The sequence below is a fragment of the Brevibacterium sp. 91QC2O2 genome (assembly GCF_024580695.1).
Classification (GTDB): domain Bacteria; phylum Actinomycetota; class Actinomycetes; order Actinomycetales; family Brevibacteriaceae; genus Brevibacterium; species Brevibacterium moorei.
Genome location: NZ_JANIJY010000024.1, coordinates 11296 through 36755 on the forward strand (window position 1 = coordinate 11296; position 25460 = coordinate 36755).

At 67.5% G+C, this 25460-nt stretch carries 20 protein-coding genes, 1 tRNA gene and 1 pseudogene; 6 read left to right on the forward strand and 16 right to left on the reverse strand.

Features of this window, described 5'->3' with window-relative positions; translation table 11 throughout:
• Nucleotides 1–54: 54 nt before the first annotated feature.
• Together NQ036_RS13265 and mfd are read right to left on the reverse strand one after the other, a co-directional pair.
• Nucleotides 55–924, reverse strand: a complete 870-nt coding sequence (locus NQ036_RS13265; RefSeq protein WP_257049770.1) for a MazG nucleotide pyrophosphohydrolase domain-containing protein — start codon at nucleotides 922–924, stop codon at nucleotides 55–57.
• On the reverse strand, nucleotides 921–4481 hold the full coding sequence (gene mfd / locus NQ036_RS13270) for a transcription-repair coupling factor (protein WP_257059538.1): 3561 nt from the start codon (nucleotides 4479–4481) through the stop codon (nucleotides 921–923). Before mfd ends, NQ036_RS13265 begins: the two co-directional genes overlap by 4 nt.
• 130 nt (nucleotides 4482–4611) lie before the next feature.
• On the opposite strand from mfd, the pseudogene NQ036_RS13275 reads away from it, so the two are divergent.
• Both NQ036_RS13275 and poxB read left to right on the forward strand, forming a co-directional pair.
• Nucleotides 4612–5097 (forward strand): annotated as a pseudogene (locus NQ036_RS13275) (rhomboid family intramembrane serine protease); the annotation flags it as partial.
• An 80-nt stretch (nucleotides 5098–5177) separates the two neighbouring features.
• A complete protein-coding gene (gene poxB, locus NQ036_RS13280; RefSeq protein WP_257049767.1) occupies nucleotides 5178–6902 on the forward strand; it encodes a ubiquinone-dependent pyruvate dehydrogenase in 1725 nt (574 codons plus the stop codon).
• A 92-nt stretch (nucleotides 6903–6994) separates the two neighbouring features.
• Here the strand turns inward: poxB and pth are convergent, their stop codons facing one another.
• The 5 genes from pth to NQ036_RS13305 form a co-directional block, all read right to left on the reverse strand.
• Nucleotides 6995–7585, reverse strand: coding sequence for an aminoacyl-tRNA hydrolase (gene pth, locus NQ036_RS13285; RefSeq protein ID WP_257059540.1), 591 nt, complete (start codon nucleotides 7583–7585; stop codon nucleotides 6995–6997).
• Between the two features lie 99 nt (nucleotides 7586–7684).
• On the reverse strand, nucleotides 7685–8305 hold the full coding sequence (locus NQ036_RS13290; protein WP_257049842.1) for a 50S ribosomal protein L25/general stress protein Ctc: 621 nt from the start codon (nucleotides 8303–8305) through the stop codon (nucleotides 7685–7687).
• A 147-nt stretch (nucleotides 8306–8452) separates the two neighbouring features.
• Nucleotides 8453–9424 carry a ribose-phosphate diphosphokinase gene (locus NQ036_RS13295; RefSeq protein ID WP_257049843.1) on the reverse strand — a complete coding sequence of 324 codons (972 nt, stop codon included), beginning with the start codon at nucleotides 9422–9424 and terminating at the stop codon, nucleotides 8453–8455.
• 30 nt (nucleotides 9425–9454) lie between these two features.
• Entirely contained in the window at nucleotides 9455–10909 is a 1455-nt protein-coding gene (gene glmU / locus NQ036_RS13300; RefSeq protein ID WP_257059541.1) for a bifunctional UDP-N-acetylglucosamine diphosphorylase/glucosamine-1-phosphate N-acetyltransferase GlmU, read from the reverse strand.
• Nucleotides 10910–10939: 30 nt separating this feature from the next.
• A tRNA-Gln gene (locus tag NQ036_RS13305) sits at nucleotides 10940–11011 on the reverse strand.
• 112 nt (nucleotides 11012–11123) lie between these two features.
• Between NQ036_RS13305 and NQ036_RS13310 the strand changes: the two genes are divergently transcribed.
• Together NQ036_RS13310 and pcrA are read left to right on the forward strand one after the other, a co-directional pair.
• A complete protein-coding gene (locus NQ036_RS13310; protein ID WP_257049845.1) occupies nucleotides 11124–11507 on the forward strand; it encodes a hypothetical protein in 384 nt (127 codons plus the stop codon).
• An 80-nt stretch (nucleotides 11508–11587) separates the two neighbouring features.
• On the forward strand, nucleotides 11588–13960 hold the full coding sequence (pcrA, locus tag NQ036_RS13315; protein ID WP_257049846.1) for a DNA helicase PcrA: 2373 nt from the start codon (nucleotides 11588–11590) through the stop codon (nucleotides 13958–13960).
• A gap of 84 nt (nucleotides 13961–14044) precedes the next feature.
• Here pcrA and NQ036_RS13320 read toward each other — a convergent pair whose 3' ends face one another.
• The 4 genes from NQ036_RS13320 to purN all read right to left on the reverse strand — a co-directional run bounded on the left by NQ036_RS13320 (nucleotide 14045) and on the right by purN (nucleotide 16879).
• Nucleotides 14045–14227, reverse strand: coding sequence for an antitoxin (locus tag NQ036_RS13320; RefSeq protein ID WP_257049847.1), 183 nt, complete (start codon nucleotides 14225–14227; stop codon nucleotides 14045–14047).
• Between the two features lie 76 nt (nucleotides 14228–14303).
• Nucleotides 14304–14549: a hypothetical protein gene (locus NQ036_RS13325; protein ID WP_257049848.1), complete on the reverse strand. Its 246-nt coding sequence runs from the start codon at nucleotides 14547–14549 to the stop codon at nucleotides 14304–14306.
• A gap of 109 nt (nucleotides 14550–14658) precedes the next feature.
• Nucleotides 14659–16209, reverse strand: coding sequence for a bifunctional phosphoribosylaminoimidazolecarboxamide formyltransferase/IMP cyclohydrolase (gene purH, locus NQ036_RS13330; RefSeq protein WP_257059542.1), 1551 nt, complete (start codon nucleotides 16207–16209; stop codon nucleotides 14659–14661).
• Between the two features lie 28 nt (nucleotides 16210–16237).
• On the reverse strand, nucleotides 16238–16879 hold the full coding sequence (gene purN / locus NQ036_RS13335) for a phosphoribosylglycinamide formyltransferase (RefSeq protein ID WP_257049850.1): 642 nt from the start codon (nucleotides 16877–16879) through the stop codon (nucleotides 16238–16240).
• 27 nt (nucleotides 16880–16906) lie between these two features.
• Here purN and NQ036_RS13340 point away from each other — a divergent pair, with 27 nt between their 5' ends.
• Nucleotides 16907–17380, forward strand: a complete 474-nt coding sequence (locus NQ036_RS13340; RefSeq protein ID WP_257059544.1) for a hypothetical protein — start codon at nucleotides 16907–16909, stop codon at nucleotides 17378–17380.
• A gap of 71 nt (nucleotides 17381–17451) precedes the next feature.
• On the opposite strand, the gene NQ036_RS13345 is transcribed toward NQ036_RS13340, so the two are convergent.
• On the reverse strand, nucleotides 17452–18609 hold the full coding sequence (locus NQ036_RS13345; RefSeq protein WP_257059547.1) for a DUF6350 family protein: 1158 nt from the start codon (nucleotides 18607–18609) through the stop codon (nucleotides 17452–17454).
• Nucleotides 18610–18740: 131 nt separating this feature from the next.
• On the opposite strand from NQ036_RS13345, the gene NQ036_RS13350 reads away from it, so the two are divergent.
• Nucleotides 18741–20336: a hypothetical protein gene (locus tag NQ036_RS13350; RefSeq protein WP_257059550.1), complete on the forward strand. Its 1596-nt coding sequence runs from the start codon at nucleotides 18741–18743 to the stop codon at nucleotides 20334–20336.
• An 84-nt stretch (nucleotides 20337–20420) separates the two neighbouring features.
• Here the strand turns inward: NQ036_RS13350 and NQ036_RS13355 are convergent, their stop codons facing one another.
• From NQ036_RS13355 to NQ036_RS13370, 4 genes are read right to left on the reverse strand one after another with little or no spacing between them, the layout of a single operon-like run.
• Nucleotides 20421–21809, reverse strand: a complete 1389-nt coding sequence (locus NQ036_RS13355) for an amidase (RefSeq protein ID WP_257059552.1) — start codon at nucleotides 21807–21809, stop codon at nucleotides 20421–20423.
• An 11-nt stretch (nucleotides 21810–21820) separates the two neighbouring features.
• Nucleotides 21821–23641, reverse strand: coding sequence for an ABC transporter ATP-binding protein (locus NQ036_RS13360; protein WP_257059554.1), 1821 nt, complete (start codon nucleotides 23639–23641; stop codon nucleotides 21821–21823).
• On the reverse strand, nucleotides 23641–24516 hold the full coding sequence (locus tag NQ036_RS13365) for an ABC transporter permease (RefSeq protein WP_257049856.1): 876 nt from the start codon (nucleotides 24514–24516) through the stop codon (nucleotides 23641–23643). The genes NQ036_RS13360 and NQ036_RS13365 overlap by 1 nt, the downstream gene beginning before the upstream one ends.
• Nucleotides 24513–25460, reverse strand: a complete 948-nt coding sequence (locus NQ036_RS13370) for an ABC transporter permease (protein ID WP_257059556.1) — start codon at nucleotides 25458–25460, stop codon at nucleotides 24513–24515. The genes NQ036_RS13365 and NQ036_RS13370 overlap by 4 nt, the downstream gene beginning before the upstream one ends.

A 25460-nucleotide genomic window follows, 5' to 3' on the forward strand; every position in this document is an offset into this window, starting at 1 on the left:
ATACTTCCCGTCCGCTACCAGGAGTGGCACGCACGGGCACGTGCACCACCAACTCTAGTGCACGCCGGCCCCGTTCCCGCCCGCTCCCTCGCCCACCGGGCCCGCCGCGGCGACGCTGGCGGCCTCGACGCGTGCGGTGTGGGCGCGCAGTGCGGCCTCTGCATCTACTCCTGCTGTTCCTGCACGACGCACCAGGGCGAAGAGCTGGGCGCCGAAGTCCTCCGGCGTATCCCCCGCGCCAGGTGGCGGCGCTACCGCGGATTCCGCCGGTGCACCGGTGGGTGACGTTCCCGGATCGACTGCCGGCACGGACAGCCGCTGGCAGCGGTCGAGCACGGCCTGCGCCCGGGTCAGCGCCGGCAGGCTGACCGGGACCGAGGCGAAGGAGTCCGCGAGCGCAGTACCCCGGCCGCCCGCCTCGGCTCCGGTATCCGCGGTGCCGCCCGTGGCCGCAGCGCGTTCGGCCCGCTCCTGTGCCTTGATCGCCTCGTACCGGCGTTCGACCTCGGCCAATTCGACGGGCCCATCGGAGTCGAAGACGTGCGGATGACGGCGGATCAGCTTGGCCTTGAGCCGCCCGGCCACCCGGTGCAGGGTCTCCCCCTGCGCCAGCCCGTGGGACTCGTCGAGCAGGGCTGCGTGGAAGATCACCTGATAGAGCACGTCGCCCAGTTCGCCCTCGATCTCCTCTGCATCTCCGCCATCGAGGGCCGCCAGGAGTTCATAGGCCTCCTCCAACAGGTAGCGCTGCAGGCTGGCGTGGGTGTGCGCCGCGGCCCACGGGCAGCGGGCCCGCAGGTAGGCCATCACGCCGGCCAGGTCCAGAGCCCCCGTATCCGGGCGCTCCCAGCGGACTTCACCGGCGGGTTCCGCTCCGGGCGCCGTCGGTTCCTCGCCTGGGGTCCCCGTCTGCGGCCCCCTCACGAGGCCGCTTCCGCGGCCTCGACCGGCAGAATCGCGTCGAGGAACGACATGCACCAGGTGATGAGCGGCCCGTCGACCAGGTCCGACTTGTCGAAGCCACTGCCGGCCTGCGGTTTGGGCACCAACACCGAGCGGATCGCCGGCTTGATCAGCGTCTTGGGGTAGAGCCGTTTGAGGCGCACCAACTGACTGTCAAGCAGCTCGACCGGCCCGAAGCGGATGAAATTGCCCTGTGCCACGATCTCGTTGACGCCCGAGGCCCTGGCGCGGATGCGCAGTCGGGCGATATCGGCCAGCACCGCCACGGCCTCGGGATAGGGCCCATAACGGTCGGTGAGTTCGGCCAGCACGTCCTGGATGTCGGCCTCGCTGGTGGCCCCGGCCAGTTTCCGGTAGGCCTCCAGGCGCAGGCGTTCGTGGTCGACGTAATCTTGCGGCAGGTGTGCGTCGATGGGGAGTTCGACCCGCATCTCCGGGGCCTCCTCGACCGTTTCGTCCTTGAGGTTGGCGACCGCCTCGCCCACCATGCGCACGTACAGGTCGAAGCCCACGCCCTCGATCTGGCCCGACTGCTGGCCGCCCAGCAGGTTGCCGGCCCCGCGGATCTCGAGATCCTTCATCGCGATCTGCATGCCCGCTCCCAGCTCGGTGTGGGCGGCCAGGGTGGCCAGCCGGTCGTGGGCGGTCTCGCTCAGCTGCAGGTCGTTCGGATAGAGGAAGTAGGCGTAGGCGCGTTCGCGCCCGCGCCCCACCCGCCCGCGCAACTGGTGCAGCTGGCTCAGACCCAGGCGATCGGCGTGGTCGATGATGAGGGTATTGGCATTGGAGATGTCCATACCGGTCTCCACGATCGTCGTACACACCAACACGTCGTAGCGCTTCTCCCAGAAGTCCACCATCACCTGTTCGAGGCGGGACTCGCTCATCTTCCCGTGTGCCACGGCGATTCGCGCCTCCGGCACGAGTTCGGCCAGGTGCCCGGCGACCCGTTCGATGTCCTGGACCCGGTTGTGGATGAAGAACACCTGGCCCTCGCGCAGCATCTCCCTGCGGATCGCGGCGCGCACCTGTTTGTCCTCGTAGCGGCCCACATAGGTCAGCACCGGGTGGCGCTCCTCCGGGGGCGTGGCCAGTGTGGACATCTCCCTGATCCCGGTGACCGCCATCTCCAGGGTGCGCGGGATCGGGGTGGCGGACATGGACAGCACATCGACGTCCAGCCGCATCGCCTTGAGCGTTTCCTTGTGTTCCACGCCGAAACGCTGTTCCTCGTCGACGATGACCAGCCCCAGGTCCTTGAACTTCATCTCCCCGGAGAGCAGCCGGTGGGTGCCGATCACGACGTCCAGCCTGCCGGCGGCCAAGTCCTCCTTGACCTGTTTGGACTCGGCCGTGCTCTGGAAGCGCGACAGACGCCCCACCGTCACGGGGAAGCCCGCATAGCGCTCGGAGAAGGTGTCGTAGTGCTGCTGGACCAACAGGGTGGTCGGCACCAGCACCGCCACCTGCTTGCCGTCCTGCACTGCCTTGAACGCAGCACGGATCGCAACCTCGGTCTTGCCGTAGCCCACATCGCCGCAGACCAGCCGGTCCATCGGCACCTGCGATTCCATATCGGCCTTGACCTCGTCGATGGTCGTCAACTGGTCCGGGGTCTCGTTGTAGGCGAAGGCGTCCTCGAGCTCGTGCTGCCACGGGGTGTCGGGGGCGAAGGCGTGGCCCTTGGTGGCCCGGCGCACCGAATACAGACGCACCAACTCGCCGGCGATCTCCCTGACCGCCTTGCGCGCCCTGGACTTCGTCTTCGACCAGTCAGAGCCGCCCATCTTGTTCAGGGTCGGGGCGTCGCCGCCGACGTACTTGGTGACCTGGTCGAGCGCATCGGAGGGCACATAGAGCCGGTCACCTGGCTGTCCGCGCTTGCTCGGCGCGTACTCGATGACCAGGTATTCGCGGGTGTGCTGCTGCTTGCCGCGCCCGGCCGTGCGCTTGACCATTTCGACGAACCGGCCGACCCCGTGCTGTTCGTGCACGACGTAGTCACCGGGTTTGAGGTCCAGTGGGTCGACCTGATTGCGCTTGCGCCGCGCAGGCAACCGCCGCATATCCCGGGTGGACACGGCAGCGGCCCGGCCCAATACCTCGGCCTCGGTGAGCACCGCAAGGCCCGCGGCGTCGAAGACGAAACCGGCGAAGGGAGCCGCCGTGGTCACCGTCACCGTGCCCGGCGTACCAGGTTCGGGCAGATCCGTCACCAGGGTGGCGGGCAGATCCGCTTCGTTGAACACCTCGACCAGGCGCTCGCCGGGGCCCCGACCCTCCGTGAGCACGTAGACGTTCCAGCCGTCGTGCACGTGCGTCCGGACATCGGCCAGCACCGCTTCGACATCGCCGGCGTAGCCGCGGGGTTCGCGTGCGCCGATCTGGACAACGGTGTCGTCGGCCCCCAGCAGTTCCAGATCCTTGGCGAATCCGCCCATGTTCCACCACGGCAGGCCCAGCACCCCGGCGGCCTCATGGGTCTCGGCCAGGGTCCTGAAACTCGCCGCGGACAGGTCGACGGGGGCCTGCCCGCCCGCTGCCGAGGCCGACCAGGCGGCGGCCAGGAACTCCTCGGTGGTGGCCACCAGGTCCGCGGCGCGCGCGGAAACCTTCTCCGGATCGATCACGACCACTCTGGTGTCGCCCGCCATGCGGGCCAGCAGCGGCTCCATCCCATCGGCTAGGACCGGGGCCAGGGACTCCATGCCCTCCACCGCGATCCCATCTGCGACCTTCTCCAGCAGATCTGCGGCCGCCGGGATCCGGGGAATCAGGCTGCGGGCCCGGTCGCGCACGGCCTGGGTCAACAGCACCTCCCTGCACGGCGGGGCCCACAGGGTATAGACCGCACCCTCGGCCACCGGCAGCGAACGCTGATCGGCCACGGAGAACGGCCGGATCTCGTCGACTTCATCACCGAAGAACTCCACGCGCAGGGCCTGGTCGTCCGTTGGCGGGAAGATATCGAGGATGCCACCGCGCACCGCGTATTCGCCGCGGCGCGAGACCATGTCGACGCGCGAATAGGCCAGACCGGACAGGCGCTCGGCCAGATCGGCCAGGTCAGCGGTGTCGCCGGCGGCCAGTTCGACGGGCGCAAGTTCGCCGAGTCCCTGTACCAGTGGTTGGACGACCGCGCGGATCGGGGCGACGGTGATGCGGATCGCCCCGCCATCGTCCGGATGGGCCAGGCGCCGGAGCACGGACAGGCGTCGGCCGACGGTATCCGAGCGCGGGGACAGACGCTCATGGGGCAGGGTCTCCCAGCTGGGGAAGAACGCGATCTCCTCCGGCGGGTACATCCCCCGCAGGACCGCGGCCAGTTCCTCGGCCTCGCGCCCGGTGGCGGTCACCGCCAGGACCGGATGGGCGCGCCCGGCTGCCGCGATCAGATATGGCCACAGGCCCTTGACCGCGTCGATCTCACCGCCTTGCGGATCGGAGTCGAGCGCGTGGGTTGCGGCCGCTACGTCAGGAAGGGCCGACAGGGCAGAGGAGATACCGCGAAGAGACACCCCCCGAGTCTACAAGGTGGACCCGTGCCCGGCAGCCGACGTCCAGGCCCGGTACAGCCCGGTCGGGGAGAATGCGGGCATGCGATCCTACGGTCTGCGTTTCCTCTCCCCAGCGCTACTGCTGGTACTCATGTGGGTCATTCGCGGCCTCGAATGGTTCGTGCCAGGCGGCCTCACGCACCTGGGGCTGACCTCCTGGCGCCCCGCCTCCCTGGCGGGCGTTGTGGCCTCGCCCCTCCTGCACGCCGACTGGCCCCATCTGCTGGCCAACTCCGCACCTTTCCTGATCCTGGGCTGCTTGGTCACCACGGCAGGCGTCGCCCGGTTCTGGATCGTCACGGCAGTGGGCGCGCTGGCCTCGGGACTCGCGGCCTTCATCCTCAACCCACCAGGGGTCACCACCGTCGGGGCATCCGGGCTGATCTTCGCGTACTTCGCCTATCTGCTCCTGGCCGGCTTCTACGCCCCCGACTGGCCACGCCGCATCGGCTTGTGGGCGGTGGCCCTGCTGGTCTTCGGAGCCTATGGGGCCTCGCTGTTCGCCGGCCTGGTCCCCGGCACCGCCGGAGTGTCCTGGCAGGGACATCTGGGCGGGGCATGCGGGGGTCTGGTCTGCGCCCGACTGCGACGGCGTAACATTGACCCTGACCGTCCGGGCTCGAACGGGCCCGCCATCCGAACGAGGAGATCAGCACAGTGGCGACAATTGCCTCCGATATCGTGGACCACCTCCGCGCATCCGGTATCACCCGTGTCTACGGCATTCCCGGTGACTCCCTCAACGGCTTCACCGATTCCCTGCGCACCGACGACGCCATCTCCTGGGTCCACGTCCGGCACGAGGAGGCCGCCGCCTTCGCCGCGGCCGCCGATGCCGAACTGACCGGGAATCTGGGCGTATGCGCGGGTTCCTGCGGCCCTGGCAACCTGCACTTCATCAACGGCCTGTTCGATGCACAGCGTTCGCGGGTGCCCGTGCTGGCCATCGCCGCCCACATTCCGTCGGAGGAGATCGGCAGCGAGTACTTCCAGGCAACGCACCCCACCGAACTGTTCCGGGAGTGCTCGGTCTTCGCCGAAGAGGTCTCGAACCCGGCGCAGATGCCCCGGCTGTTGCGCATTGCGATGCGCGAGGCGATCGAGCGCCGCGGCGTTGCCGTGCTCGTCATCCCCGGTGACGTCGCGCTCAAGCCATCGGCGGGCAAACCAGTCGTACCGGTTCTGCCCACGGCCTCACAGACCGTCCCGGCCGCCGCTGAACTGCAGACCGCGGCTCGGGCACTGAACGAGGGCCGCAAGATCACCATCCTGGCCGGTGCGGGCGCCCAGGGCGCCCACGACGAACTTGTGGAACTGGCGGGCCTGCTCCAGGCCCCCATCGTCCATGCACTGCGCGGCAAGGAGTTCGTCGAATACGACAACCCATACGACGTCGGCATGACCGGCCTGCTGGGCTTCAGCTCCGGCTACCACGCGATGCAGGCCTGCGACACGCTGTTGATGCTGGGCACGGACTTCCCGTACCAGCAGTTCTACCCCGAGCACGCCACCATTGTGCAGGTGGACATCCGCGGGGAGAACCTGGGCAGGCGTACCCCTGTCGACGTCCCACTGCGCGGCGGAGTCAAGGAGACCTGCGCGGCGCTGACCGACCTGGTGCGCCAGAAGAAGGACTCCAAGCACCTGGACGCCATGCGCAAGCACTACGGCAAGACCCGTGGCAAGCTGGACGATCTGGCCAGCCCCACCAGGGACTCCCGGCCCATCCACCCGCAGTACCTGACCCGCCTGATCGATGAGATGGCCGATGACGACGCCGTGTTCATCCCCGATGTGGGTTCACCCGTGGTCTGGGCCGCCCGCTATCTGACGATGAACGGCAAGCGCAGGCTGATCGGTTCATTCAACCACGGTTCCATGGCCAATGGCCTGGTCCACGCGATCGGTGCACAGGCGGCGTTCCCGAAGCGCCAGATCATCTCCATGTCCGGCGATGGTGGACTGGCCATGATGATGGGCGAGCTCATCACCCTGGTGCAGAACAAGCTGCCCGTCAAGACTGTCGTCTACAACAACTCCTCGCTGAACTTCGTGGAGTTGGAGATGAAGGCGGCCGGCTTCGTCACCTTCGGCACCGATCTGGCCAACCCCGATTTCTCCAAGGTGGCCGAGGCCACCGGCATCAAGGGCTTCCGTGTCGAGAAGTCCTCGCAGCTGCCCGAGGTGGTGCGCGAGTTCCTCGCCTACGACGGTCCCGCTGTGCTCGACGTCATCACCGAGCGCCAGGAGATGTCGATGCCCCCGGCTGTGACCGCCGAGCAGGCCAAGGGCTTCGCGCTCTATGCCATCCGCACCGTGATGAGCGGCAAGGGCGATGAACTCGTCGACCTCGCCAGGACGAATCTGCGTCAGATCGTCTGAGACCACGGCGGCACTCCACCGACGAGCGGACGGGGCCCGGGAAACCAGTTGGTTTCCCGGGCCCCGTCCGCTCGGGCCACCGCGCCCTACGGTCAGCGCGAGTGGAACCTCTGCTGGGCCGCTTGCAGCCCCTCGGAGACGAGCGCCTCGACCGCGTCGGCCAGCTCCCCGACGAAGATCGGCAGGGTGGTCCGCTCCGCTGCGCTGAAACGCTGCAGCACGTAATCTGCGGTGTCCATCCGGCCCGGCGGCCGGCCCACCCCTGCGCGCACACGCAGATAGTCCTTGGTGCCCAAATGGCTGCTGATCGAGCGCAAACCGTTGTGTCCGCCCTCTCCCCCGCCCAGCTTCAACCGGATCGACTCATAGGGCAGGTCCACATCGTCATGGATCGCCACGACGTGATCGGCCGGCACCGAATTGAAGCGGGCCAGTTGCCCTACCGGGATACCGGAGTCGTTCATATAGGTCGATGATTTGACCAGGATCGACCTGGGTCCCGGGCCACCTGCCGACCGTGGCAGCCGGGTCGTGGCCGCCTGCGCCCTGGCCTTGGTCGATCCCAGGCGGGAGCCGGTGCGCTCGAGCAGCTCGTCGATCACCAACTGCCCGATGTTGTGCCGCGTCCCGGCGTAGCGCGCCCCTGGATTGCCCAGCCCGATGATCAGCCAGGTATCGCTCATTGCGTCTCTCCTCGATAACACGACGGCGGCCGCACACCGCACCCTCAGGTGCGGTGTGCGGCCGCCGTGGACATCACCGGTTGTTCACCGGTGTCCGGGTCACTCCGCTGCGGGGGTCTCTTCCTCTGCAGCTTCGTCGTCCGCGGGGGTTTCGCCCAGTTCGGCCTCGAGCTGGGCCTCGCTGATCTCGGCGGAGACGTTGACGACCAGCAGTTCGGGGTCGGCCACCAGCTCGACACCGGCGGGCAGCGCGATGTCCTTGGCGAACACGTGCTCACCGACTCCGCGGCCGGTGATGTCGACCGAGATCGACTCGGGCAGGGCGGTCGCGTCCGCCAGCACCGCCAGGGTCAGTTCCTCGTGCTGGACCAGGGTGCTCGGTGCGGCCTCGCCGACCAGGGTCAGCGGAACGTCGACCTCGACCTTTTCGCCGCGGCGCACGATGACGAAGTCGATGTGCTCGAGTTCGCGGCTCACCGGGTGCTTCTGGACCTCGCGAGCGATGGCCAGGGTGTTCTCGCCCCCGGCGATCTCCAGCTCGAACAGCGCATTCGCGTGGCGCAGGGCCAGGCGGGTGGTGTGCGCATCCACCGAGATGTGGACGGGATCGGTGCCGTGACCGTAGACGACGGCGGGCACGCGACCGGCGCGGCGCAGGGTGCGGGCAGCGCCCTTGCCAAAGCCCTCGCGCAGTTCGGCGCTCAGATTGATATCAGCCATGTTTCACTCCTTTGATCGGTTCGATTCCTCGGGCGTCGGGGCTCGAACACAGGACCGGGCGTGAACCGCAGGAGCGTGTCGAAGAACCGCGTCGATAACGGAGAGCCCAACCGGGCCTCCCTCGCCGAGGCAAACGATAATATGTTATCAGATATTGAACAGGCTCGTCACCGAGCCGTCCTCGAACACCTCGTGCACGGCGCGGGCCAGCAGCGGGGCGATCGACAGCACGGTCAGCTTGTCGAACTTCTTCTCGTCTTCCAAGGGCAGCGTGTTGGTCACGATGACCTCTTGAGCCACGGAGTTCTCCAGGCGCTCCACGGCGGGTCCGGAGAAGACCGCGTGCGTGGAGACGATGACAACGCCCGTGGCTCCGGCATTCATGCAGGCCTCTGCGGCCTGCACGATCGTGCCGCCGGTGTCGATCATGTCGTCGACCAGCACGCAGGTGCGGCCCTCGACATCGCCGACGACCCGGTTGGCCTTCGTCTGGTTCGGCCGCGTGATGTCACGCGTCTTGTGGATGAAGGCCAGCGGGGCACCGCCCAGCTTCGCAGACCAGTTCTCGGCGACCTTGATGCGCCCGGCGTCCGGGGATACCACGGCCAGATCGCCGGTGTACTTCTGCTTGACGTAATCGGCCAGGATCGGCATTGCCACCAGGTGGTCGACCGGACCGTCGAAGAAGCCCTGGATCTGCGCAGTGTGCAAATCCACGGTGATCACCCGGTCGGCGCCGGCGGTCTTGAACAGATCGGCCAGCAGGCGGGCCGAGATGGGCTCGCGGCCGCGGTGCTTCTTGTCCTGCCTGGCATAGGGGAAGAACGGCGCGATCACGGTGATCCGCTTGGCCGATGCGCGTTTGAGCGCGTCGATCATGATCAGCTGTTCCATCACCCAGTCGTTGATCGGCGCACAGTGCGACTGCATGACGAATGCGTCCGCACCGCGCACCGATTCCCCGAACCGCACATAGATCTCGCCGTTGGCGAAGTTGTACAGATCCGTCGGCAACAGTTCCGTCCCGAGGTTCTCGGCCACCTGCTCCGCAAGTTCGGTGTTAGCCCGTCCCGTGACCAGGACGAGGCGCTTCTCGCCCGCCGTCGTGATTGAGTTCACGTGTCTTCCCCTTCTACCCGTGTTCCCTGTTTAGTCTTCTTCTGACTTCTTCTTCGCGGCAGCAGCCGCCTCCGCCGCGGGGGTTCCCGGGCGATGCTCGATGACCCAGTCTTCGACGATCTTCTGCGGGCCATAGGTCAGGGCCAGCGCGCCGGCGGGAACGTCCTTGCGGATCACGGTCCCGGCACCGGAATAGGCTCCGTCGCCCACGTTCACCGGGGCCACGAACATCGTGTCCGAACCGGTGCGCACATGCGAGCCGACGGTGGTGTGGTGCTTGTTCACCCCGTCGTAGTTGACGAAGACCGAGGAGGCGCCGATATTCGACTCCTCGCCGATCGTGGCATCCCCGACGTAGGTCAGGTGGGGTACCTTCGAGGCCCGGCCGATGTGGGCGTTCTTGGTCTCCACGAAGGTCCCGATCTTACCGTCGGCGCCCAGTTCGGTGCCGGGGCGCAGATAGGCGAAGGGGCCGACCTTGGCTCCCGCTCCGATCACCGACAGGCTCCCGTGGGTTCGGATCACACTGGCGCCGGCGCCCACCTCGACGTCGGTCAGGGTGGAGTCCGGGCCGATCTCGGCCCCTGTATCGACCTTCGTCGCCCCGTGCAGCTGCACGCCCGGCAGGATCGTGACGTCTGCGGCGAGTTCCACATCCGCATCGATCCAGGTGGCGGTGGGGTCGACCACCGTCACGCCCTCGCGCATCCAGTGCGTAAGGATCCGACGATTGAGCTCGGCACCCAGACCCGCCAACTGCACCCGGTCGTTGGCACCCTCGACCTGCCAGACATCGTCGATCGGCAGAGCGGCCACCGGCGATCCGGCGTCACGGGCGATCTCGATGACATCGGTCAGGTACTTCTCCCGCTGATTGTTCTCCGTGGACACCTTGGCCAGCGAGGTGCGCAGCACCGCGGCATCGAAAGCGTAGATGCCCGAGTTGATCTCCGTGATCGCGCGGGTCGCCTCATCGGCGTCCTTCTGCTCCACGATGCGCTCGAGTGCGCCCGAGGCGTCGCGCACGATCCGGCCGTAGCCGGTCGGATCGCCCAGCTGGGCGCTGAGCACGGTGACGCCATTGCCACCGGCCTCGTGGAATCCCACCAGTTCGTCGAGGGTTTCCGAGGTCAACAGGGGCACATCGCCGTAGGTCACGACCACGGTGCCCGCCAGATCCACCGGCAGGACCCCGAGCGCACATTCAGCGGCGGCACCGGTGCCGGGGACCTGGCCCTGCTCGGCCAATTCGACGGTCAGGGGCAGTTCGTCTGCCAACTGCGCAATATGGCCTGCGACCAGTTCCCGCTCGTGTCGCAGCACCGCGACCAGGTGATCCGCCCCCGTGCCCGCCGCGGCGGCCAGCGCATGGTGGACCAGCGTGCGACCGCCGATCCGATGCAACACCTTGGGTGTGGCTGACTTCATGCGGGTTCCAGCTCCCGCGGCCAATACGATGACGGCTGCAGGCCGATGTTCGGTCATGCGCATTCCCTTCCGACCGATTGCACAACGCTCCGCCACCAGGATTCGAACCTGGACTGCACGGCTCCAAAGGCCGGCGTGCTGCCGTTACACCATGGCGGATTGTCCACTGTCACACCACCTGAACCACAGCCCATGCACACCGGCATGTGCAGCCGCTCACCCAGGCGGAGCTAAGCATACGGTTGATTATCTTTCCACTAAAATATGCCGTATGGCAATTCTGCAAAGCGTCCTCCTATTCCTCCACCTGCTCGGCATGGCCATCATCGTCGGCTCGTATTTCGCCAACATCAAGAACCCCAAGGTCATCCCCGGAATGCTGCACGGATCCTACCTGCAGCTGCTCACCGGCATCATCATGTTCGGCCTGCTGGAGGCACAGCACAGCGCGACCATGGGCATGCGCGGGGTGCTGGGCGTCAAGCTGGTGCTGGGCATTCTGGTCGCGGTCTTCGCCTTCCTGGGCAATAAGCGGCAGAAGGCCTATACGGGAGCCGCCGACGCCAAGCCGCAGCCCTCGGCCACCTTCGCCCATCTGTCCTTCGGCGCAGCCCTGCTCGCCGTGATCGCGGCTCTGGTCCTGCCCTACGCCTGACCGATTCTCCCCGACTCCCTCCTAGCGATAGGCGGCCCGCACCATGGTGTGTCAGGGCCGCCTGTTAGTTTGCAGATGTGATGAGTTCTCCTTTCGATTTCCTCAACACCGCCCCGACCGCCGGCCGCAGGGCTCCCGCGCCCTCGGCGGCCGCGTCCGCACAGGCCGGCGGTGATCAACGAGCCGATACCGGCCGACGGTCCGACGACGACACGGCCGCACACCTGCTCGAGGGCCTGAACCCCCAGCAGGCCCAGGCGGTCACACACACCGGCTCGGCGCTGCTCATCGTCGCAGGTGCCGGCTCCGGCAAGACCACCGTGCTGACCAGGCGGATCGCCTATGCCCTGGCCCGTGGCCGGGCCCACCCGGGACAGGTGCTGGCCATCACGTTCACGAACAAGGCGGCCAGGGAGATGCAGGAGCGCATCGCCTCCCTGGTGGGCCGGGCGGCCGGAGCCATGTGGATATCGACCTTCCACTCCGCCTGCGTGCGGATCCTGCGCCGCGAGGCCGCGACCCTGGGACGCAAGTCCAATTTCACGATCTACGATTCCGCAGACTCCCTGCGCCTGATCACCCAGGTGGTCAAGGAGGCCGACCTCGACTCCAAGAAGTTCACCCCCAAGTCCCTCCAGCACCGGATCTCCAACCGGAAGAACGATCTGGTCGACGTCGATGACTTCGCCGCCACTATGAAGTCCGATTCCCCCGCCGACCGGGTGCTGCTGGACGTCTACCGCCGCTACACCGATCGGCTGCGCCTGGCCAACGCCTACGACTTCGACGACCTCATCATGGAGACCGTGGGCCTGCTGGAGGCATTCCCCGCCGTTGCCGCGAACTACCACGCCAGGTTCCGACATATCCTGGTCGACGAATATCAGGACACCAATCCGGCCCAGTACCGGCTGATCCGCGCACTGGCGGGGGCCGATGCGCAGGTGGACACCGCAGAACTGACGGTGGTCGGCGATGCCGACCAGTCCATCTACGCCTTCCGCGGCGCGACGGTGCGCAATATCGTGGAGTTCGAAAAGGACTTCCCCGACGCCACGACCATTCTGCTGGAGCAGAACTACCGGTCCACCCAGAACATCCTGAGTGCTGCCAACGCGGTCATCAGCAACAACGAGGGCCGCCGCGTCAAACGGCTGTGGACCGACCGGGGCGATGGCGAGCTCATCACCGGATGGGTCGCGCAGACGGAGGCCGACGAGGCGCAGTTCGTCGTCGATCGAATCGACCGGCTGCGCGACGAGGACGCCGGCTACACCTACGGCGACTTCGCGATCTTCTACCGCACGAATGCGCAGTCCCGCGCGCTCGAGGACGCGCTGATCCGTGCCGGCCTGCCCTACAAGGTCGTCGGCGGCACCAAATTCTACGAGCGCAAGGAGATCAAGGACGCCCTGGCATACGCCCGGGTGCTGGTCAATCCGGCAGACGATGTCAACCTGCGCAGGATCATCAACGTGCCCAAGCGGTCGATCGGCGATCGCACGGTGGCCTTCGTCGCGGCCTTCGCAGCCCGCGAGCGCATCAGCTTCTTCGACGCCCTGGAGCGCACGGACGAGATCCCCGGGCTGACCTCCCGCTCGCTCAAGCCGCTCGCGGCCTTCCGGACACTGCTGGCCGAACTGCGCACCACCACGGATGGGGCCGCACCCTCGCGGGTGATCGAGGCGGTGTTGGAGCAGACCGGGTACCTCGATGAGTTGCGCTCCAGCCGGGATCCGCAGGACGAGGCCAGGGTGGACAACCTGGCCGAACTCGTCGCGGTGGCCGAGGACTTCCACACGCGCCAGCCCGACGCCGGCTTGGAGGAGTTCCTGGAATCGGTTTCGCTCTCCGCCGACGCCGACCAGATCCCCGACCAGGATCAGGGCGAGGTCACCCTGATGACCCTGCACACCGCCAAGGGCCTCGAGTTCCCCGTGGTGTTCCTCACCGGGATGGAGGACGGGACCTTTCCGCACCAGCGTTCCATGGGTTCGAAACAGGAGATGGACGAGGAACGCCGGCTTGCCTATGTCGGTCTGACCCGCGCCAAACGCAGATTGTTCATTTCCCGGGCCGAGACCCGCTCCATGTGGGGACAGCCGCAGTATAATCCGCCCAGTCGCTTCCTCGTCGAGATCCCGCAGGATCTGATCGAATGGGAGTCCACTGGGTCCGGTGGTTCGGCCGGTTTCGGCTCCCCGGCGTTCGGTTCCGGCTCCGCGTCCCGGGCGAGTGGGTCGAAGGGCCTCGGCGGGTTCCCGAACCGGATCAGGCCCGGCCGTGAGGCGATCTCCGTGGTCCCCGGCGACAAACTGTCCCACGAGTCCTTCGGACTGGGCACCGTCGTCGAGGTCAAGGGCAGCGGTGATAAAACAGTCGCCCAGGTGGACTTCGGCTCGGCCGGTGTCAAGCGACTGCTGCTGCGCTATGCCCCGGTTGACAAGCTCTAAGGCGGAAAACCAGGCCAACGCCAACGGGCCCCTGTCCGGATCCAGTGGATCCGGACAGGGGCCCGTTCGGCAGTGGCGACTAGCTCACTGACCGCCCAGCTTGCCCTTGATGGTATCTGCTGCGCCGTCGATCTGCTCGTCGAACTTACCGCCGGTCTTGTCCTTGGCGAATTCCGCCGCGGAGTCGGTCGCGCCTGAGACCTTGTCCTTGACCTGGTCGTTGTCCAGCGCGTCCTTGGCCTTGTTGGCGAAGTCTTCGATTCCCATATGGTCCTCCTCGAGTCGGATCGGATGGTTCCACGGCCCGGCATCGGAACGCCGATGCCGAACACGTACTCCCAGCCTAACCCCCCGGCACGACGGCGGCCAAGACGATCAGTCCGAAACCCGCCAAAAACCCCACCGTCGCATCATATGCCGGGGTGCGGTTCGACCAGGCGTGTTGGAACCCGGTGGGGCTTAGTCGCATGATCGCGATCGTGATCGGGCACAGTGCCAGAACGAAGGCGGCCAGCCTGAACTGTACGAACATCAGGGCGCACGAAACGACGATCCACACCAGGCACAGGCCCAGGAACCAGTCGCGCATCGTCGGGTTGGAGAACCTGCGCTTCCAGTAGATCCAGCGTTTCGAAATGGGACCACGCCCCTTTCCACGCCCCCGCTTGGGTGGCGTGGAAAGGGGCCGAGGGCCCGGCTCAGTGGAAGAAATGGCGCGTTCCCGTGAAGTACATCGTGATGCCGGCGGCGGCGGCCGCTGCAATCACCTCGTCGTCGCGGATCGAACCGCCGGGGGCCACAACGGCCTTGACGCCGCCGTCGATGAGCACCTGCAGGCCATCGGCGAAGGGGAAGAAGGCATCGGAGGCGGCGACGGAGCCCTTGGCCCGTTCGGCCCCTGCCCGGTCCACCGCGAGGTGCGCCGAATCGACCCGGTTGACCTGGCCCATGCCCACGCCCACCGAGGCTCCGCCGGAGGCCAGCAGGATCGCGTTGGACTTCACGGCCCGGCAGGCGCGCCAGGCGAATTCCAGGTCGGCCAGAGTCGCTGCGTCCGCGGCCTCCCCTGACACCAGCTGCCAGCCGGAGACCTGGTCGCCGGCGGCCTGGAAGTTATCGCGGTCCTGGACGAGCACACCCCCGGAGATCTGGCGGAACTCGCGCTTGATCGGCTGGTAGTCGCCCAGTTCCAGGATGCGCAGGTTCTTCTTCTTCGTCTGCAGCAGTTCGAGGGCATCCGGGGCGAATGACGGAGCGGCGATGACCTCGGTGAAGATCGGGCGCACCGATTCCGCGAAGGCCATGTCGACCTCGACATTGGTGGCGATGACACCGCCGTATGCCGACAGCGAATCGCAGGCGTGGGCGAGCTTGTGCGCTGCGACGCCGGAGTCGGCCACCGCGATGCCACAGGGATTGGCGTGCTTGATGATGGCCACGGCCGGTCGGTCGAAGTCGTAGGCGGCGCGGACGGCTGCGTCGGTGTCCTGGTAGTTGTTGTAGGACATCTCCTTGCCGCCGTGCTGGGTGGCCGTGGCCAGGCCATGCGTGCCGTCGGTGTAGACGGCGGCGTTCTGGTGCGAGTTCTCGCCATAGCGCAAATCGTGCAGTTTGACACCCGTGGTGCCGAAGAACTGCGGCAGGTCCGCGGGTTCGTCCAGCTGCGCGGCGAACCAGTTGGCGACTGCGACGTCGTAGGCCGCGGTGTGCTCGAAGGCCGCCTTCGCCAACTGCTTGCGAGTGGCGAGGTCGAAGCCCCCGGAGGCGGCCGCCGCGACGACCTCCTGATAGCGGGCGGGGTCGACGACCACTGCCACGGAGGGATGGTTCTTGGCAGCTGCCCTGACCATCGAGGGACCGCCGATGTCGATCTGCTCGACGCACTCGTCATACCCGGCGCCGGAGGCCACCGTCTGCTGGAACGGATACAGGTTGACGACGACCAGTTCGAAGGCCTCGACGCCCAGTTCCTCCAGCTGTGCCAGGTGTTCCGGCTTGCGGGTATCGGCCAGGATCCCGGCGTGGACGCGGGGGTGGAGGGTCTTGACGCGCCCCTCGAGGCATTCCGGGAACCCGGTCAGGTCCTCGACCTTGACCACTGGCACACCGGCGGCGGCGATTTTCGCCGCGGTCGAGCCGGTGGACACGATTTCGACGCCGGCGGAGGCCAGGCCACGGGCCAGGTCCTCCAATCCGGTCTTGTCATAGACGCTGATGAGTGCACGACGGATAGGGCGGACGCCTTCCACGTTGTCTCCTTGGGCTAGCTGTTGCGGTTTACGCCGGGGGCGCATAACCGGTCACGATCCGACCGGTCAGACTGAGGGAGGACCGGCCGAGGAATTCCAGCAGGTTCACGAGTTCCCGCTGTTCCACCGCCTTGATCCGTTCGTGCAGACTCGCCTCTGTGTCCTCCGGTGCGATGGCGACCGGGAACTGGGCGATGATGGGACCCGTGTCGACGCCCTCGTCGACTAAGTGGATGGTCGAACCGGTGACCTTAGCCCCATAGGCCAGGGCGTCGCGGACGCCGTGGGCACCCGGGAATGACGGAAGCAGAGCCGGATGGGTGTTGATGATCCGCTGCGGGAAGGCCGTGACGAACTCATCGCCGAGGATGCGCATGAAACCGGCGCTGACCACCCAGTCGGGTTCGAATCCCGCGACCAGATCACGCAGTCCACGGTTCCAGGCGGCCCGATCGGCGAAGTCGCGCGGCAGACAGGTGAATGTCGTGGCGCCCGCGGCCGCGGCTTTGTCCAACACCGGCGCATCGGCGCGGTCGGAGCCGACCGCCACGATTTCCACCCCGGTGCCGTCGGAGGGCGCCGGGCGCGCATCCTGGGGCCGTGGCGGGAATGCGCGCAGCACCGCCTGGGTCAACGAACCTGTTCCGGAAGCCAAGAGCACACAACGCACGCTCATATTCTATGCCAAACTGATCCGGTGAGTTCTTTTGATCCGAATGGCACCGGCCCCGGCAACCCGACACCGACCGAACCCGATGAGAAGACAAAGGAGCTGATCGCCAGGGCCGGCCGCGAGGGCATGGTCATGATGGTGCTGTTCGCCGCCGCGCTGTTGACCAGCCTCTACACCCTGCCCTGGCGCCTGACCGCGGGGCTGTTCGCCGCCGCCGGGATCATCTGGGCCATCCGCTATGCCATCGCCTCGACCCGTGCCAAGCGCGGGGGAACCTGGCTGCCGACTGTGATCATTGCAATATTGGGCTGCGGCTGGTGCCTATTGGGCACGATCAGCAATGTTGCGTTCTACCCGATGCAGCAGGAGCTCCAGGACTGCAGGGAGTCCGCGCTGACCGAACAGGCCGCGCTGGGCTGCCAGACGACCTACGACGATAAGCTCGAGAACCTGATGAAGTCCCTGACGGGCCAGACCGGGTGGCTCCTGCGCGACTGAACCGATGGGTCCGAACCGACGGGCCGGCATCATTCGGTTCCAATCATGCAGTTCCGTACGGCTTTTCTCGTTCAGTCCTCTACAGCTTTTGTGGACAGCACCTGCGCCACCCTGCCCAGGCAGACGCCGGCCATTGCGAAGACCGTCACGAAGGCGGGGAAGCGCACCAGATCCACCCCGAATCGAGCCAGGCCGCCGGGCCCCACTCCGCCGCAGGAGAAGACGGCGACAAGGACCAGGGATACGTATACCAGCACGGCGGTCGTGCCCACCACAGGCCAATCGACCCGGTCCCGCCAGGCCCGCCGGCCCAGCACCGCGAACATCCCCGCCAACACGACCACGGCCGCCAGGACGGGCACCCAGCCGGCCGGCTGGCCCGGCATGAGTGCCAGCGCGGGGATACCCGGACGCATTCCGACATCGCTGGCATAGGCGGAACCGGTCGCCGAACCCGACAGGTCGACCCCGGCACCCGTAATCCAGGCCAGGGCGAAGGCCATGAGGGTCGGAGCGTACAACAGCTGGAGGATCCCCAGACCCACCGCGGCCATCGCCGGAGCCGAGTACTGTTCGACAACGTCCCAGGCGGAATTCCAGCGCAGCGCGATGCCCAGGACGATCAGCACCAGTGCGGCACCACCCAGCGCCACCACCACCCGCCGCAACAACTCCCACGCCCTGCCGAGTACCTCGGTGAAACCCGCGCCGAGCCCGTCGACGGCGCGGACCCACCCTGCCGGGGGGCTCGGCCGCAGGCCGACCAGCGCCGCGCTGCACACGACGATCCCGGCCCGCGCCCAGCCCACCGGACCGGGCTCGAGCAGAGGTGCCCACAACCCGGTGCACAGTGCGCCGAGCACCAGCGGAAGCACGAACCCCGCTGCACATGTCCACTGGGGGCCGACGCCAGGTACAGCCTCGACCGCCCTGTTACGGCGCAACTTCGCCGCACCAGCGCAGATCAACGCCCACAACCCCAGCACGGGCAGAGTCGGCGGCAGTGCCACGAGGAGGCCCCCGGCCCCCGCGGGCATACCGAGGAAGACCCCCAGCACGGTACCGGTCCAGCTGAACACCGATCCCGCCGGCAGCTGCTGGGTGATGGTCATCGCCCAGGCGCCGGCGGCGAGGGCGAATCCCACCACCACTGCGGGCAGCAGCACCCAAAGACTGCCGGCCATCCCATCGAGCAGGTCCCTGGCCATGGTGTCGCGTTCTTTACTCACGTACGCCATCTTGCCCGAGTCACCCAGGCGGAGGGGAGTGACGACACACCCAATAAACAAGTGACTCTGATAGTTTGGGATACCGTTCGAGCCGCTCACCAGGCGGACACGAGGAGACCCGAAGGACAGCAATGAGCGATCAGGAAAAGCCGGCGTCGAACCCGGAGAAGAAGGCTACAGACGCCCCGTCTTCGTCACCCAATACGGGGTCGGCTACGACCCCGATGCCCGCGGTCCCCCAGCACAAACCGGTCACACCGCCCAAGGCTCCCCAGCCACCGGCTCAGCCCCCCAAGGTCAAACCCGCCCAGGCCAACCGGCCGGTTCCCCCGCAACCGGATCGTGCACCGCAGCAGGGCTCCCAGAACCAGGGTGCGACCACGGAGCCACAGGCCACACAGCGAATCACCCCGCTGCCCCCGTCCCCGGGCGGTCCGCAACCGGCCCCGGCGGCAGCGAATCGTCAGGGCCCTGTCCAGCCACACGGCCCGGTCCCTCCGCACGGTCCGGTTACGGGTCCCGGCGGCCGGGCAGGTCAGGGTTCGCCCACGGGCCCGAATGCCCCCGCTGGGCCCGGTGGCCCGGGGGCTAGGGGCGGTCAGGACGGCCCGACCGGCCCGGGTGGTCCGGGTGGTCCGACCGGACCCGCGGCCTTCGGCGCGGCGGGCGGCCCCGATGCGCAGCCGCAGCGGAAGGGGCGCTCGGCGGCGTTCTGGCCGCTCATCATCTCGGCGATCGTCGTGGTGGTGCTGCTGGCCGGTCTGGGTGTGACAGCCGCCGTGCTGAGTTCGGTGAACAAGAAGAACCACGGTCCCGACAAGGTCGTCGCCGAGTACTTCCAGGCCCTGTCCTCCGGGGACATCGGCCGGGTGAGGGAACTGGCGCCGTTCAGTCTGCCGGAGAATATCAGCGACGCGCTCCTGACCAACGACGCCTATCTGAAGAACTCGGCGTCAAAGATCAGCGATGTACAGGTCGGGCAGGCCCAGGTCGATGGAGACAACGCCCGTATCGAGGCCACTTACAAGCTCGGCGACGAGGACCGGAAGATGACGCTGCAGGCCACCAAGGCCGGCAAGGAGAAGTTCGTCTTCGACAAGTGGCGGCTCAAGGCCCCACAGCTGTCCGTGATCCAGACGGCCCTGCCCGATGTCAAGGGCATGACGCTCAACGGCCAGGCCTTCCAACCCGAGGACGGCTACGCCAACTACGTCGTGTTCCCCGGCAGCTATGAGCTCAAGGTGCCCGGCGGCAAGTACTACGACGGCGTCACCCAGACCTCGGTCGCGGGTTTCGGCACGGATGAGGCTTCGCCCAAGCCGTTGAAGGCCACGCTCAAGGCGAACAACACATATACCAAGGACGTCCGCAAGGCCGTGTCCGACAAGCTCACGTCCTGCTACTCGAAGCACAAGTGGGCGCCCTCCGGGTGCCCCTTCTTCATCGATCCGAAGACCAAGTCATCCGGCAAGACCCTGGGCAAGGACGCCAAGGAGAAGGACGCCCGCTGGTCGGGCCCGAAGAACCCAGCGGTGAAGGCGACCATGTCACCGAATCTGACCTCGGGCACCTTCATGACCGATTCGTCCCAGTCCTTCAAGTTCAAGGCCAAGAGCACGAAGACGAAGGGCGCGACCTGGCGCGCCTCGGCGGACCGCCGCCTGGTCGGGACCGTCAAGGTCGCCTCCGACAAGGTGACGATCGAATTCTCACAGGCCAATAAGTGAACCGGGCCGAATAAGCCCGAATAAGCACAGTAATGCGCCCGGGACCCGCACTATCGCGGGCACCCGGGCGCACCGTCGTCTCAATCAGCCGATCACGGGGACGGGAACCGGCACCGCGGCCGCCGCTTCGTACCAGGCGGCGGCCGCGAGCACCCGGGCGTCGGCGAACCGGGCCCCGGCGATTTGCAGACCGATCGTCCGCCCATCCCCGGTATATCCTGCATTGACCGTGGCAGCGGGCTGCTCCCCCATGTTGTAGGGCAGGGTGTAGCCGATGTGGACCATCGGCCGATCCGCGTCGTCTCCCCAGGGCATCGGCCAGTCGGCGGGGAAGGCCGCCATCGGGGCGACCGGGGAGAGCACCAAATCGAATGAGTGCGTCACCGCGTTGGCCCGCTCCCGCATCTCCTGAATCGCATGATAGGCGGCGAACACATCCTGTCCCGTCGCATCCGCCCCGCCCAGGCACCACTGGCGGATATAGGGCAGAATCCGGCTCCGCTCATGCACCGGCAGGGCCTTGAGATCGCCCCAGGACCTGGCGCGCAGGAACACATCTGTGTGGCCCAACAGCTCCCCGTCCATGAACGGTTCGATGCGTGTGACAGTGGCTCCGGCCGCGGCGAAGAGATCCGCCGCGGCATCCACCGCGGCGGCGACCTCGGGGTCGGTCGGCAGGCCGCACCCGGCGTCCGTGTGCACGGCCACCCGCAGCTCGGCAGGATCGAAGGGCTCGGTATAGGCTCCGGCGTATGGCGGGAGTTCGGAATAGTCCCTGCCGTCGGCGCGGCCGATGACGTCCATGGCTGCGACGACATCGGCCACGCGCCTGGCCAGCGGACCGGCGCAGCGGCCCAGGTACGGTGCGGCCAGCGGCACTCGGCCGAAGCTGGGCTTGAGCGTGGCCAGGCCCAACCAGGTGCCGGGCAGGCGGATCGAGCCGCCGATGTCGGTGCCGATGTGAATGGGCCCGTACCCCGCCGCGGCCGCGGCGCCGGCTCCGGCCGAGGACCCACCGGTGGTCAGCTCGGGGTTCAGCGGCGAGCGCGTGATCCCGTGCCGGCTGGACACCCCGGAGGAGAGCATCCCCCAGTCGGGCATGACCGTCGACCCCACGATCAACGCCCCGGCTTCCGCCAGCCGAGCGGTGATCGGCGCGTCCTCCTCGGGCACCGGCGGGGTGCCGGCGGCGTGGCCGGCCGGCATCGGGATGCCGGAGCGTGCGATGTTCTCCTTGACCGTCACCGGGACCCCGTCCAGCGGGCCCAACGGCGCACCGGCCCGCCATCTGGCCGCTGCCGCGGCCGCCTGTTCCAGTGCCGTGTCCAGGGTGGGCACCCACAGGGCGTTGAGTGTGGGTTCGCAGGCCTCGATCCGGCCCGCCACCGATTCCACCGCATCCACCGGAGTGAAATCGCCGGATGCGAAACCGGCGCGCAGTGCTTCCGCGCTGTAGTCCGCCAACTCGGTCATGCCTTCTCCTCTCAGATACCCCGGGCGGCTTCCAATGCCCGGGCAAGATTGGGTGTCGCCTCGATCAGTCCTGCCGTGTACGCATCCCGCGGGTGCGTATAGACCCGCTCGATGGGCCCCGCCTCCACGACCCGGCCCGCGCGCATCACCGCCACATCGGTGCACAGATGCCGTACGACTCCAAGATCGTGGGAGACGAAGACCAGGGTCAGCCCGTATTCGTCCACCAGGTCCATCAGCAGATTGAGGACCTGGGCGCGGACCGAGACGTCGAGGGCCGACACCGGTTCATCTGCGACCAGCACCCTGGGTTTGCCCGCCAGGGCCCGGGCGATCGAGATCCGCTGCCGTTGCCCTCCGGAGAATTGGTGGGGGTAGCGCTGCAGGGCATCTGCATCCAAACCCACATCGGCGAGCACACTGGTCACGCGGGAGCGCCTGGCCGCAGCGTCGAGCGAGGTGGCGATGAGGGGTTCGGCGATGATGTCTGCGACCGTCATCCTGGGGTCCAGCGATGCGAAAGGGTCTTGGAATACCAGCTGCAGGTCCTGCCGCAGCCGGTACAGGCCGCGCGGGCCCGGATCCGTCACCTCGATGTCGGCCACCCGGACCCGGCCCGAGTCGGCTGTCTCCAAGCCGGTGAGGATCTTGAGCAGGGTCGATTTGCCCGAACCCGATTCGCCCACGATGCCGAAGCGGCCGCCACGTTTCACGTTGAACGACACTCCGGTCAGGGCGTGGACCCGATCTGCCCGGCCGAAGGGGAAACGCCGGGTCCGAGCATAGGTCTTGTGCAGATCGGCCACGCTGATCAACGATTCCCCCTCGTCCGCCCGATCGAAATCGACCGGCACCGGTTCGACGGCGTGTGCGGCCGGGGCCGTGGGTTCGGGCCGTGGCCGCTGCGCCGTCTGCCGCGCAGCCGACTGTCCGAGTCGGGGCAGCGGGGCCCCCTGGTACTCCCCCGATGTCGCGATGGTGAACAACCGACCGGAGGAGTCGGTGGACTCCAGATCACTGGCGGCAAGCAGCCCGCGCGTGTACGGATGGACGGGAGAGGTGAAGATCTGTTCGACGCTGCCCGATTCCACGACCACGCCACGGTTCATCACCAGGACCCGCTGGCACAGGCCGGCGACCACCGCCAGATCGTGGGTGATGAAGAGCAGGCCGGCACTGTGACTGGCGACCTGGGCGGAGATCAGGTCGAGCACGCTGCGCTGCACCGTGACGTCCAGGGCCGTGGTCGGTTCATCGCAGATCAGCAGGGCCGGATCATTGGCCAGGGCGATCGCCAGCACGACGCGCTGCCGCTGGCCGCCGGAGAGCTGGTGCGGGTAGGCGCGCGCCGCCGCGGCGGGGTCGGGCAGGTCGACGCTGGCCAGCAGCTCGACCGCACGTGCGGCCGCGGCTGCCCGGGTGGGGGCTCCGCCGTGGAGCACGATGACCTCGGCGACCTGCGCGCCGACGCGTTGCAGGGGGTTCAGCGCGCTCAGCGGGTCCTGGAACACCATCGACATGGCCTTGCCTCGCAACCGGGAGAGCTGCCGGTCCGTCATTTCCAGGAGGTTGCCCCGTGCCCCGGCCAGACGAACGTCCCCACAGGCATTCGCATCATCGGGCAGCAGACCCATCACTGCCGATGCCGTCAAGGACTTCCCCGAACCCGATTCGCCGATCAGCCCGACCCGTTCGCCGGCGGCGATCCTGAGGTCTAGCGGTTCGACCAGCGTCCGTCCCCCGATCTCGATGCTCAGACCGGTGATCTGCAAGGCGGGGGCACTGTCGCCGGTCTGCGGCACGGGCGGCCGCTGGGCACTGCGGGTGGACATCACGAGCGTCCTTTCAGCCTGGGATCGAAGCGGTCGCGTAGACCATCCCCCAGAAGGTTGAAGCCCAGCACGGCCAGGGCGATGAACAGTCCCGGCCACAGTGCCAGATGGGGCGCGGTGGAGAGGAACTGCTGGGACTCCTGCAGCATCCGGCCCCAGGAGGGGGTGGGCGGCTGGGTGCCCAGGCCAAGGAACGACAGACCGGCCTCGGCCAGTACGGCCAGGGCGAAGGCCACGGAGGCCTCGACAATGACGAGGCCGACGATATTGGGCAGCACATGGTGCCAGGCGATGGCCAGCGGGCGCCGATTGCCGGCCTGCGCGGCCATAATGTACTCGCGGCTGAGCACCTGCAGCGCAGAGGAACGCGCGACCCGCGCGAAACCCGGAATCGAGGCGATCCCCAGCGCCACCACCGCCGGTCCGATCCCGGTACCGACGGCCGCGGCGAAGATCATCGCCAACAGCAGTGCGGGGAATGCCAGCAACAGGTCATTGCCGCGCATGATCAGGCCCGACAGCCAGGACCATCGGGTCTGGGCTGCGAGCATGCCCAGCGGCACACCGATGACGAAGGCGATCGCCACCGCCACCAAACCCACCAGCAGGGTGATCCGGGCGCCGGCCATAATGGCGGAGAACGTGTCACGGCCGAACTGGTCGGTGCCGAACCAGTGCGCCGCCGAGGCGCCCTGCAGCCTGGCGGCGGGATCCGCCTGGGTGGGATCGTAGGGCATCCAGATGAAGGACACCAGGGCCAGCACGACGACGAGTGCCACGAGCACCGCACCGATCGTCAGCTGCGCGTTCTTGCGACGTGAGGGACGAACGGGGGCAGTCGTCGCGCGAGTGCCGGATTGCATCGGTTCTGTCATGCCGCCCTCCGAATCCGTGGATCGATGATCGTGTACAGAACGTCGACCAGCAGATTGATCACCAACACCATGAACACCAGGACCAACACGATACCCTGCACCGTCACCAGATCGCGGTTGCCCACCGCGCGCACCAGCTCACTGCCCATGCCGGGGAGCACGAAGACCTGTTCGACGACCACTGCGCCGACCAGCAGGGCCGACAGCTGCAGGCCGGTGACCGTGAGTACCGGCACCGCCGCGTTGCGCAGGCCGTGACGGACCACGGCAGCGCCCCTGGTCAGGCCCTTGGCCCTGGCCGTGCGCAGGAAGTCCTCGCCCAGGACGTCGAGCACCGCCGAGCGCACATAGCGCGAGAGGATCGCCGCCTGGACCAGGGACAGGGCCAGCACCGGCAGGATGAGCGAACGGAGGAAGCCGGCCGGATCGACCGCGGGCACGACCCAGCCCGAGGACGGCAACCAGCCCAGATTCACGGAGAACACCAGCACGAGCAGGATCGCGGCCAGGAAACTGGGGATCGCGACCCCCACCTGGCCCAGTGCGGAGATCACCGCACCCAGCGGGCGCCGGTGGCTGACCGCGGCCAGGGTGCCGACCGGCACGGCGATGAGCAGGGACACCACGACCGCTGCGACCACCAGGATCAGGGTGACCTGGACGCTGCCGGAGATCACAGGGCCGACCGGGGCCTGCGTGACGTACGAGGTACCGAAATCACCGTGCAGAATACCGCCGACCCAGTGCAGATACTGCACGGGCAGGGGCCGGTCGAGTCCGTATTCGGCCTCGAGCGCGGCCACCGCCTCGGGCGTGGCGTTCACGCCCAGCGCCACCTGTGCCGCGGAACCCGGCAAGAGGTTGAGCAGGGCGAAGACGACGACCGAGGCGATGACCAGCGTAATGGCGAACTGCAGCAGTCTGACGCTGAGGAACCGCAGCAT

Coding starts and splice junctions, on each gene's coding strand:
- pth (WP_257059540.1), bottom strand. CDS start 7,585: ATGAGCGATACCTGGCTGATCATCGGGCTGGGCAATCCAGGGGCGCGC.
- pcrA (WP_257049846.1), top strand. CDS start 11,588: ATGAGTTCTCCTTTCGATTTCCTCAACACCGCCCCGACCGCCGGCCGC.
- NQ036_RS13360 (WP_257059554.1), bottom strand. CDS start 23,641: ATGTCCACCCGCAGTGCCCAGCGGCCGCCCGTGCCGCAGACCGGCGAC.
- NQ036_RS13365 (WP_257049856.1), bottom strand. CDS start 24,516: ATGACAGAACCGATGCAATCCGGCACTCGCGCGACGACTGCCCCCGTT.
- NQ036_RS13310 (WP_257049845.1), top strand. CDS start 11,124: ATGGCAATTCTGCAAAGCGTCCTCCTATTCCTCCACCTGCTCGGCATG.
- NQ036_RS13350 (WP_257059550.1), top strand. CDS start 18,741: ATGAGCGATCAGGAAAAGCCGGCGTCGAACCCGGAGAAGAAGGCTACA.
- NQ036_RS13355 (WP_257059552.1), bottom strand. CDS start 21,809: ATGACCGAGTTGGCGGACTACAGCGCGGAAGCACTGCGCGCCGGTTTC.
- glmU (WP_257059541.1), bottom strand. CDS start 10,909: ATGACCGAACATCGGCCTGCAGCCGTCATCGTATTGGCCGCGGGAGCT.
- NQ036_RS13320 (WP_257049847.1), bottom strand. CDS start 14,227: ATGGGAATCGAAGACTTCGCCAACAAGGCCAAGGACGCGCTGGACAAC.
- NQ036_RS13370 (WP_257059556.1), bottom strand. CDS start 25,460: ATGCTGCGGTTCCTCAGCGTCAGACTGCTGCAGTTCGCCATTACGCTG.
- NQ036_RS13325 (WP_257049848.1), bottom strand. CDS start 14,549: ATGCGCGACTGGTTCCTGGGCCTGTGCCTGGTGTGGATCGTCGTTTCG.
- NQ036_RS13290 (WP_257049842.1), bottom strand. CDS start 8,305: ATGGCTGATATCAATCTGAGCGCCGAACTGCGCGAGGGCTTTGGCAAG.